The organism is Streptomyces sp. NPDC054847, assembly GCF_053610925.1.
Genome location: NZ_JBSGZJ010000287.1, coordinates 1 through 9,398, shown reverse-complemented (window position 1 = coordinate 9,398; position 9,398 = coordinate 1). Strand labels below are relative to the sequence as shown.

13 protein-coding genes are annotated in these 9,398 nt (G+C 70.0%); 3 read left to right on the top strand and 10 right to left on the bottom strand.

Annotated features, from left to right (window positions below):
• The 6 genes from ACWGH4_RS24310 to ACWGH4_RS24285 all read right to left on the bottom strand — a co-directional run.
• The coding region (locus ACWGH4_RS24310; RefSeq protein ID WP_453464481.1) for an ABC transporter permease at positions 1–767 on the bottom strand (767 nt) is incomplete at its 3' end.
• A complete protein-coding gene (locus ACWGH4_RS24305; RefSeq protein ID WP_453464478.1) occupies positions 764–1,693 on the bottom strand; it encodes an ATP-binding cassette domain-containing protein in 930 nt (309 codons plus the stop codon). The genes ACWGH4_RS24305 and ACWGH4_RS24310, both read right to left, overlap by 4 nt.
• A gap of 85 nt (positions 1,694–1,778) precedes the next feature.
• On the bottom strand, positions 1,779–2,420 hold the full coding sequence (locus tag ACWGH4_RS24300) for a PadR family transcriptional regulator (protein WP_453464475.1): 642 nt from the start codon (positions 2,418–2,420) through the stop codon (positions 1,779–1,781).
• 44 nt (positions 2,421–2,464) lie between these two features.
• Positions 2,465–3,016 carry a DinB family protein gene (locus ACWGH4_RS24295; protein WP_453464472.1) on the bottom strand — a complete coding sequence of 184 codons (552 nt, stop codon included), beginning with the start codon at positions 3,014–3,016 and terminating at the stop codon, positions 2,465–2,467.
• 116 nt (positions 3,017–3,132) lie between these two features.
• Complete coding sequence (locus tag ACWGH4_RS24290; protein WP_453464469.1) at positions 3,133–4,590, bottom strand: aldehyde dehydrogenase family protein; 1,458 nt, start codon at positions 4,588–4,590, stop codon at positions 3,133–3,135.
• A gap of 62 nt (positions 4,591–4,652) precedes the next feature.
• Complete coding sequence (locus ACWGH4_RS24285; protein ID WP_356620710.1) at positions 4,653–5,573, bottom strand: helix-turn-helix domain-containing protein; 921 nt, start codon at positions 5,571–5,573, stop codon at positions 4,653–4,655.
• 313 nt (positions 5,574–5,886) lie between these two features.
• Here ACWGH4_RS24285 and ACWGH4_RS24280 point away from each other — a divergent pair, with 313 nt between their 5' ends.
• Positions 5,887–6,399 carry an ATP-binding protein gene (locus tag ACWGH4_RS24280; protein WP_441263638.1) on the top strand — a complete coding sequence of 171 codons (513 nt, stop codon included), beginning with the start codon at positions 5,887–5,889 and terminating at the stop codon, positions 6,397–6,399.
• Positions 6,400–6,465: 66 nt separating this feature from the next.
• Here the strand turns inward: ACWGH4_RS24280 and ACWGH4_RS24275 are convergent, their stop codons facing one another.
• From ACWGH4_RS24275 to rpmG, 4 genes are all read right to left on the bottom strand, one after another.
• Positions 6,466–6,708 (bottom strand): DUF397 domain-containing protein, encoded by a 243-nt coding sequence (locus tag ACWGH4_RS24275; protein WP_005314214.1) that lies wholly within the window; start codon positions 6,706–6,708, stop codon positions 6,466–6,468.
• A 266-nt stretch (positions 6,709–6,974) separates the two neighbouring features.
• The gene (locus ACWGH4_RS24270; protein ID WP_453464464.1) at positions 6,975–8,111 is read right to left on the bottom strand and encodes a CobW family GTP-binding protein; all 1,137 of its coding nucleotides are present in this window, start codon (positions 8,109–8,111) and stop codon (positions 6,975–6,977) included.
• Positions 8,108–8,356, bottom strand: coding sequence for a type B 50S ribosomal protein L31 (locus tag ACWGH4_RS24265; RefSeq protein ID WP_453464461.1), 249 nt, complete (start codon positions 8,354–8,356; stop codon positions 8,108–8,110). The genes ACWGH4_RS24270 and ACWGH4_RS24265 overlap by 4 nt, the downstream gene beginning before the upstream one ends.
• A 1-nt stretch (position 8,357) precedes the next feature.
• Positions 8,358–8,522: a 50S ribosomal protein L33 gene (rpmG, locus tag ACWGH4_RS24260; RefSeq protein ID WP_005314221.1), complete on the bottom strand. Its 165-nt coding sequence runs from the start codon at positions 8,520–8,522 to the stop codon at positions 8,358–8,360.
• A gap of 11 nt (positions 8,523–8,533) precedes the next feature.
• Here rpmG and ACWGH4_RS24255 point away from each other — a divergent pair, with 11 nt between their 5' ends.
• Together ACWGH4_RS24255 and ACWGH4_RS24250 are read left to right on the top strand one after the other, a co-directional pair.
• Complete coding sequence (locus ACWGH4_RS24255) at positions 8,534–8,779, top strand: 30S ribosomal protein S14 (RefSeq protein ID WP_453464457.1); 246 nt, start codon at positions 8,534–8,536, stop codon at positions 8,777–8,779.
• A 38-nt stretch (positions 8,780–8,817) separates the two neighbouring features.
• A complete protein-coding gene (locus ACWGH4_RS24250; RefSeq protein WP_453464454.1) occupies positions 8,818–9,297 on the top strand; it encodes a hypothetical protein in 480 nt (159 codons plus the stop codon).
• Positions 9,298–9,398: the final 101 nt, after the last annotated feature.

Below are 9,398 nucleotides of genomic sequence, written 5' to 3'. Positions count from 1 at the left end.
CGCCGGAAGCGGGAGACCGCCAGCGGGAAGAAGACCGCGACCAGCACCAGAGGCCACGCCACCGCCAGCAGGTCCGCGTGCTCCGCGGCCCAGGAGCCCGTGGCCACGTCGGGGATGCCGGCGAGGTCGCGGACCGTGGTCGCGGTCGCCGAGATCGGGTTCCATTCGACGGCCGCGCCCAGCCAGCCCGGCATCGATTCGGGCGTCGCGAAGGCGTTGGACAGGAAGCCGACCGGCCAGACGAGGATCTGCACGGCCTGCACCAACTCCGGCTTCCCCGCGACCATCGCGAGGTGGATGCCGGCCCAGAGCATCGCGAAGCGCAGCAGCAGGAGCAGCCCGACGGCCCCGAGCAGCGCGCCGAAGCCGCCGTTCCAGCGCCAGCCGATGGCATGGCCGACGCCGATCATGACCAGCAGGCCGAGCGCCGACTGGAGCATGTCGGCGAAGCTGCGCCCGACCAGCACCGCCGACGACGCCATGGGCATGGACCTGAAGCGGTCGATGACGCCCTTGTTGAGGTCCTGGGTGACCGCGAGCATCGTCGCCTCCAGACCGAAGGCCATGGTCAGCGCCAGCATGCCCGGAATCAGGAAGTCGACGTAGGCCCCTTCCACGCCCCGGCCGCCGCCGATCAGGTAGCCGAACATCAGCAGCAGCATCACGGGGAACACGAGCCCGACCACGACCTGCACGGGCTGCCGTGCCCAGTGCGCGAGTTCGCGCCGGGTCATGGTCCAGGAGTCGGTCAGTACATAACTGCTCATGCCGCGTGCTCCTTCGTCAGGTGGAGGAAGACCTCGTCGAGGGTGGGACGGCGGACGGACAGGTCCTCCGCCTCCACCCCGGCCGCCTCCAGTGCCCGCACGGTCTCGGTCAGGGCGGCCATCCGGTCGCTCACCGGCGCGCTGACCAGCCGCCGGTCGGCGTCCACGGTCGCCTCGCCGGGAAGCAGGGAGGCGACGAGGGCGAGGCGGTCCACGTCCCGCAGGACCACGTCGATCCGGTCGCCGCCGGTCTTCGCCTTCAGCTCGTCCGCCGTGCCCTCCGCGATCACCCGTCCGGCGTCGACGACCGAGATCCGGTCGGCCAGTTGGTCGGCCTCCTCCAGGTACTGCGTGGTCAGCAGCACCGTGGTGCCGGCGCCGACGAGGGAGCGCACCGAAGCCCACACCTCGGCCCGGCCGCGCGGGTCGAGTCCCGTCGTGGGTTCGTCGAGGAACAGCACTTCGGGCTCGGTGATCAGCGAGGCCGCGAGATCGAGCCTCCTGCGCATGCCGCCGCTGTAGAGCTTGACCGCCTTGCGTCCGGTGTCCGCGAGGTCGAACCGCTCGAGCAGTTCGTCTGCCCTGGCGCCCGCCCGGCGTGCGCCGAGGTGGTACAGCCGCCCGAACATCTCGAGGTTCTGCCGTCCGCCGAGCTCTTCGTCGACCGCCGCGTGCTGCCCGAGCAGGCCGATCCGCTTACGGACCTCGCCGGCCTGGGTGCGCACGTCGTGACCGGCGACGCGCACCACGCCCTCGTCGTGCCGCAGGAGTGTCGCCATGACCCGTACGGCGGTGGTCTTGCCCGCACCGTTGGGACCGAGCACGCCGTGCACCGTGCCGCGCGCCACCGTCAGGTCCAGGCCGTCCAGAGCGCGCTTGTCCCCGTACCGCTTCCGTACACCCTCGACGACGATCGCGTCCGTCATCCGTCTCCTCCAGCAGCCTTGGGGCAGTAGTCAAACTTGACCACCGCCGTAAGATAGTCCCCTGAACTGGATTGGTCAAACTTGATTAGCTGAGATCGCCCTCATGCGGCTCGCCCGTCGCGTAAGGGTTCTCGTCGCCCTCCGCCCGCACCCCGATGAACGGTTCCCCCTCACCGGCGAAGGTGTAGGCGCCGTCCTCGATCCGGCTGATCAGGCCGCGTGTCCACTCCGCGCCGAAGTCCGCGGACGACACCCACATGTTCATGATCTCGCCGATGTGGCCCAGCGACTGGGGGCCCTCCTCCGGCGTGTAGTACTCGGTGACCGCAGCCCGCCACTGCTCCAGACCGCGCACCCTCTCCTTGAGCAGCGCCACCGCCTCGTCCCGGGGCAGATCGACGATGAAACCGATCGCGGCCGAGAGCACGTCCGTCTTCTGGTCGTGCGCCGTCAGGGATTCCCGCAGGAGCGAGAAGAACTCCTCGGTGCCCTGCTCGGTGATCTCGTACTCGGTCCGCGGCGGCCCGCCCGCCGTCGACGGGGCGATCTCATGGGCGTGCAGCAGTCCCTGCTTCGCCATCTGCTTGAGCGCGTGATAGATCGACCCCGGCTTGGCGTTGGACCACTCGTGGGCGCCCCAGTACTCGAGATCGTTGCGGACCTGGTAGCCGTGCGCCCGTCCGTGCTGGCGCACGGCCCCCAGGACGAGAAGCCGGATCGCTGACATCCGCGTACCTCCTAATCAACTTTGACCAGGGTACGCAGCGGTCATCACGCGCCCCAGTCCCCACCCTGCTCCAGCGCGATCAGGTCGAACGCGCCCTTGCCGTCCAGCGACTCGCGGATGATGTCCGCGTGGCCCGCGTGCCGGGCGATCTCCTCGACCAGGTGCATCATCAGCCACCGCATGGAGACCCGCGCGTCCTTGGGGTACCAGGGCGCCGGAGGCAGCGGGAAGGTGTCGTCGAGGCTCGGCACGGAGCGGATGAACTCCTCCGTCTCCTTCGCGACCGAGTCCCAGAAGCCCAGCACACCCGGCACGGTCTCACCGTCGACCAGGCGGAAGCTGTCGCCCCAGGTCTCCTCGCTGCGCTGCCTCGCGTTCGGCCGCTGCTGCGCCAGCCGCAGCCAGTTCAGCTCCATCTCCGCCACATGCTTGACCAGCCCTGACAGCGACAGCTCGCTCGCGCTCGGCCGGCTCGCCGCCTGCTCCTCCGTCAGACCGAGGACGGAGCGCCGGATCGCGCCCCGCTGCGCCTCGACGAAGGACAGGAGCGCGCCGCGCTCGTCGCCGTGGGCCTCCGCGGGAACGTGGGTGACCATGGTGTGTCCGCCTTCCGGATCGTGGGGAGGGCCGTCCGCCCTCCTGCCGACACCTCAAAAGCTACGGGCCCTTGCGGTCAGGTTCTGTCCGCAAGGGCCCGGCGTCGGAAGATTCGTCAGAACGGGAACCGCGAGCGCCCGTGCTGGACCGAGATCCACTTCTGGGTCGTGAAGGAGTCGAGCATCGAGTCGCCGTTCAGCCTGCCGAGACCCGACTGCTTCTCGCCGCCGAAGGGCACGATCGGCTCGTCGTGCACGGTGCCGTCATTGATGTGGATCATGCCGGTGTCCACACGCTTGGCGAGCCGCACACCCCGCTCCACGTCACCGGTGTGCACGGCGCCGCTCAGGCCGTACGGCGTCTCGTTGGCGATCCGGACCGCCTCGTCCTCACCGTCGAAGGGGACGATCAGGGCCACCGGACCGAAGATCTCCTGCGTGAGCACCGGCGAGTCGGCGGGGATGCCGGTCAGCACCGAAGGGGAGACGAGGTTGCCGTCCGCGGCGCCGTGCAGCAGTGCCGTCGCACCCGCCTCCACCGTCTGCTCGACCAGCGCGGAGACCGCGTCCGCCTGGGAGGAGTTGATGAGTGGGCCGATGTGGGTCGCCGGGTCGGCCGGGTCGCCCACCTTGAGGGTCCGCACCTTGGCGACGAACTTCTCGGTGAACTCCTTCTCGACCGAGCGATCCACCAGGATGCGGTTGGCGGCCATGCAGACCTGGCCCTGGTGCACGAACCGGCTGAAGACCGCGGCGTCCACCGCGTAGTCGATGTCGGCGTCGTCGAGGACGATCAGGGCGCTGTTGCCGCCGAGTTCGAGGATCGCGTGCTTGAAGTTGGCCGCGCAGACGGTGGCCACGTGCCGGCCCACCTTGTCGGAGCCGGTGAAGGAGATCACCTTCGGTATCGGGTGCGCGATGAGCGCGTCGCCTATCTCGGCTATGTCCGTGATCACGACGTTCAGCAGGCCGGCGGGCAGTCCCGCTTCCTCGAACACCTTGGCCACCAGCGAGCCGCCGCAGATCGGGGTGTTCTGGTGCGGCTTGAGGACCACGGCGTTGCCGAGGGCGAGCGCCGGGGCGACCGACTTGACCGACAGCAGGAAGGGGAAGTTGAAGGGGCTGATGACGCCCACCACGCCGACCGGCACCCGGTAGACGCGGTTCTCCTTGCCGTCGACCGGCGAGGGCAGGATGCGCCCCTCCGGCCGCAGCGCCAGGTGCACCGCCTCGCGCATGAACTCCTTGGCGAGGTGCAGTTCGAACGCCGCCTTGAGGCGGGTGCCGCCGAGCTCGGCGACGATCGCGTCCGCGATCTCCTCCTCGCGGTCCTCGATGATCCGAAGGGCCCGCTCGAAGACGGTCCGGCGGGCGTACGGGTTGGTGTCCGCCCACGCCCGCTGGGCGCGGTCCGCCGCCCGGTAGGCCTGGTCCACCTCGTCGGCCGTGGCCACGGCGATCGAGGCGAGCTTCTCACCGTCGTAGGGATTGAAGTCGATGATGTCCCAGGAGCCGGTTCCGGGCCTCCACTCGCCGTCTATGTACTGCTGGGCCAGATCGGTGAAGAAGGACATGTGATCCCTTACTCCAGAGGCATGAGCACGGACGTCTGATGTTGCGTCATCGTACTTATGTTTCAGATGAGTTGGAGGAGACCCCGAAGAAGGTCACGGGTCTCGGCCGGATCAGGACTGTCCTCGGTCAGCCGTTCCATCACCCGCTCGTACTGGGCGACCTCCTCGCGCTTGTCCAGATACAGGGCGCTGGTCAGCTGCTCGAGGTAGACGATGTCGGAGAGGTCCGACTCCGGGAAGCGCAGCATGGTGAACGCGCCGCTCTCGCCCGCGTGGCCGCCGAAGCTGAAGGGCATCACCTGGAGCGTGATGTTCGGGTGCTCCGAGACCTCGATCAGATGGCGGAGCTGGGCCTGCATCACCGCCCGGTCGCCGTACGGGCGGCGCAGGGCCGCCTCGTCCAGCACTGCGTGCAGGTGCGGGGCGCGTTCGGAGACGAGGGTCTTCTGGCGCTCCAGGCGCAGCGCGACCCTGCGGTCGATCTCGGCCCGCGGCGCGTCGGGCATGCCGCGGGTGACGACGGCGTGCGCGTACGACTCGGTCTGCAGCAGCCCGTGCACGAACTGCACTTCGTAGATGCGGATCAGTGAGGCGGCACCCTCGAGGCCGATGTATGTCTGGAACCAGCCGGGCAGTACGTCGCCGAAGCTGTGCCACCAGCCGGCCACGTTGGCCTCCTTGGCGAGCCCGAGCAGCGCGTCGCGTTCGCTGTCGTCGGCGACGCCGTAGAGCGTCAGCAGGTCCTCCACGTCGCGCGCCTTGAAGCTCACCCGGCCCAACTCCATACGGCTGATCTTGGATTCGGACGCGCGGATCGAGTAGCCGGCCGCCTCTCGCGTGATGCCACGCGATTCCCTCAGCCTTCTGAGCTGTGAACCCAGCAGGATGCGCCGCACCACCGAACCTCCGCCCGGGCCCTCGGCGCGGGACTGTTCCCACGACCACGCTGACTCGCCTGCTGCCACGACTTCGACCCTCCCCATCCCTGCTGTGCACGCTCTGTTCGCTCGACACCGATGCTTCCGGAGGTCCCCCCGAACCCCAAGAGCCGGATTCTGCCACCAAAACGCTTCAGCCCGTACTCATTCGATTACGGAAATGAGAAGGCGTCAGGCAGAGCTCGCAAGATATTGGTGGAAGAAATGAGCAAGAACCGGCACGGGGACGGACAGGTCCGGCGCGTGCACGTGCATCTGCCCTTGCATCTGCCCTACGCATTCGGAACCATGGTCCTCGCGCACCTGCGTGCTCGTTCGTGTTGTAGCGTCACAGCCGCGATTCCCGGGAGTGCCTCGCATGGGACCGAATGGATCCACCATGCTCGAGCCGTTACGGCAGGGCCTTCCCCCCTTCGACCCCGCGGCCGTCTCGAGCTCGGCCTCGTGCGCCCTGCCCGCCCGCTTCGAAGCGGTGCGCGGCGCCCGCATGTTCACCAAGAACACACTGGGCCAGTGGCAGCTGGACGAACGCTTCGACGATGTCGCCCTGGTCGTCTCCGAGCTCGTGACCAACGCCCTGCGGCACGCACTGCCGTCCGACGGCGCCCCGCACGAGCCCACCAAGGAAGCCCCGGTCCGGTTGCACCTGATGCGGTGGACCGGCCGGCTGGTGTGCGCGGTGCGTGACCCCAGCCACGACGGCCCCCGGTCGCGGGAGACCGAGGAGGACTTCGCCGCCGAGTCCGGCCGCGGGCTCTTCCTGGTCGACTCCTTCAGCGACGGCTGGGGCTGGCACCCGCTCGCCGGGTCGCTGCGCGGCAAGGTGGTCTGGGCGCTGTTCCGTCTGAACCAGGCGCCTCCGTCGGTCTGAACCGGTCGCCCATGCCCGGGACACGCTCGCGTGTCCCGGCCCGGCGTGCGCCGGAGCGGCCGGGCCTCACGCCCCCGCGATCAGGTGATCGAACTCCCCGTCCTTGACGCCCAGAAGCAGCGCTTCTATCTCGGCGGGCGTGTACACGAGCGCGGGCCCGTCGGGGTGCCGCGAATTGCGCATCGCCACGTCGCCGTCCGGCAGTCTGGCGAGCTCCACGCACGAACCCTGTGAATTGCTGTGCCGGCTCTTCTGCCAGACGACCCCGCGAAGCTCCGTCGCCGCCATGCCGTTGTAGACCTGGTGCACAAGTCGCTCCCGGGGTGCAAGGTGCAGGTGTCAACTATCCGGGATCATAGCTGTGTTCACATGCAGATGCATGAAGCGAATGCAGGAGCAGATGCACGTGCACGCGGGGTGTTCCCACGGTTACAGCAGCGACGGCCTCACCCATGGAGACGTCTGCCCGCGCCGATCGGTGCCATCCGTCGCGGCCGGGTTCCAGGTGCCCCCGGTGGATACGTACGACCGTGCCCGTCCGTTCAGACGGCCGAGCCGGGACGCGGGCCGACATGTCAGACCTCGAGGAGGGAGTCGAAGACGGGCGGCAGCCACTTCCAGGCCTCGCGGCCCGCGGCGTACTCGGCGTCGGTCAGCAGGCACGACTCGAGGAGCTGCTGGAGTCCGTCGCGGTCGAGGCCCGGCGAGGTGAACACCAGGTGCTGGCAGCGGTCTCCGTGCTCGGGGTGCCAGTCCAGCGCGGCGGCCGCCCGGCGCACGGGCGGGACCGTCTCCCAGGCGGCGTCCGGCAGCGAGGCGAGCCAGGGCCCCGCGCTCTCGACACAGAGCGCGCCCCCGGCCGCGTCCCAGGCCAGCAGGGTGTCGGGCCGGTCGGCGAGCCAGAACCGGCCGCGGCTGCGGGCCGCCGCGCAGGTCAGGTCCTCCAGCGCCTGGTAGAGGCGCTCCGGATGGAAGGGCCGGCGGCTGTGCCACACATAGGTGGCGACGCCGCAGTCGTCGGCCTCCTGCGGCAGCCGCGCGCAGGCCGGATGCTGCGCGGCGGCGGCCGCGTCCACATCGAACCCAGCGACGGCCGCGGCGGCCAGCTCCTCATCGTCCACGGCGATCCGCCTGGCCGTCGGGTGCAGTTGTGCCAGCAGGGCGCGGTCCTCGTCGTCCGCCTCCTCGCTGTCGACGAGGGCGAGGACCGGCGCGTACTCCAGTTGACGCGCCCAGGTGTCCGCGATCGTGCGCCGGTCCGTGGCCGCCGCGGCGAGCCCCGCGTCCGCCAGGTCGTCGCCGTTGGCGAGATACGGCAGCAGCAGCGCGGGGTCCACGGCGGTCATGACCGACGTCAGGGCGAGACCTTCGCCGCCGTGCGCCGCGATCACTTCGGCCATGGCCTTGGGCTCGACCGAGTCCCACAGCTCGACGACCGCGAGACCGGTGGCACCGTCCGCGGCGAGCCGCGCCAGCTCGGGCACCAGATCCTCACGCAGTGCGCAGCAGGCGCAGTCGTTGACGAGCGGCGTCTCCCCCGTGTCGCGGACGCCCCGTGCGTCGCGGACCGTCCTGACGACCGTGCCCCGTCCGGCGGTCGAGAGGTCGTGGTGGAGGGCGACGCTGCCGGGCACCGTGGTGAGCAGCCGCTCCACGGCTGCCCGGCGGGCATCGGCGTGCAGCCCGCCGACGATTACGACGGGCAGCGTCACCGTCGGCCTCCGTACCGGCGCTCGAAGCGCTCGACGCGGCCGGCGGTGTCGAGGACGCGCGCCGTCCCTGTGTAGAAGGGGTGGCTCGCGGAGGAGATCTCCACGTCGATGACGGGGTAGGTGTTGCCGTCCTCCCAGTCGACGGTCCTGTCGCTGGTGGCCGTCGACCGGGTCAGGAAGGCGAAGCCGGCGGCCTTGTCGCGGAATACGACAGGTGCGTAGGGCGGGTGGATGCCGGACCTCATGTCAGCGCTCCTCTCGGAAGTCGACGTGCCGCCCGGCGACCGGGTCGTACTTGCGAAGGGTCAGCCGGTCGGGGTCGTTGCGGCGGTTCTTGCGGGTGACGTAGGTGTAGCCGGTGCCCGCGGTGGAGCGGAGCTTGATGACCGGGCGGATGTCGTTGCGAGCCATGACGCCAGTATATGGAAATGATTTCCATTATCAAAGGCACCCCCGCGCGGGCCGGGCACGGGCGCGCTGCAGCAGCGGTCGCGCAGGCCGGACGACGCCGTCGGCCGAGGGACGCCGGTCCGGCGCGTGTCCGCGAAGAGGCGCGGCGGGCGGCCGAACAGCGGGGTCGCCGACGGAAGTTCCGGCTGTCCAGGGCGCCGAGGCGTGAGCAGGCGCACGCCGGCTCCATCCCTGGGGTGGGCACGTCCTGCTGGTAGCTTGGCGCGGTCTTGCTATCGATCAGGGGGACAGATCAGTGCTCAAGCTCGTACGTACATCGGCCGTCGCGGCGGGCCTCGTCGCCGCCCTCGCCCTGACCGGATGCGGCAGCGGCGACAGCGACGACGCCGGCAAGGACAAGGCCACGGCCTCGCCCACCGAGGCCGGCGGCGACAGCGGCGGCGGCGAGGGCAGAGCCCGTGACATCGAGGGCACCTGGACCGGCCTGAGCGACCGGAAGCCGGTCGCGCTGTCCGTCCAGGGCTCCAACGCCGCGATCGTCGCCGACGGTCATGCCTGCACCGGCGAGGTGCAGGACATGGGCAAGCAGATGCTGTCGCTGAAGTGCGCGGACGGGAACACCGACCGCACGAAGGGCTCGATCGAGTCCAACGACGGGACCACGCTGGTCATTTCGTGGGACGCCGGCAAGAAGGACACCCTCAAGAAGAGCGAGGCGGGCGCGCTGCCGGACGGTCTGCCGACCGGCCTGCCGTCGGACATCCCGACCCCATGACGGCTGCGGTTCACCGCCGGCCGGTCGCCGGGGGCGAGCCGCTCCGCACGTCACTCCCGCGTCACCGGGCCGCGGGTCCCTCGTGGGCCCGCGGCCCGTCG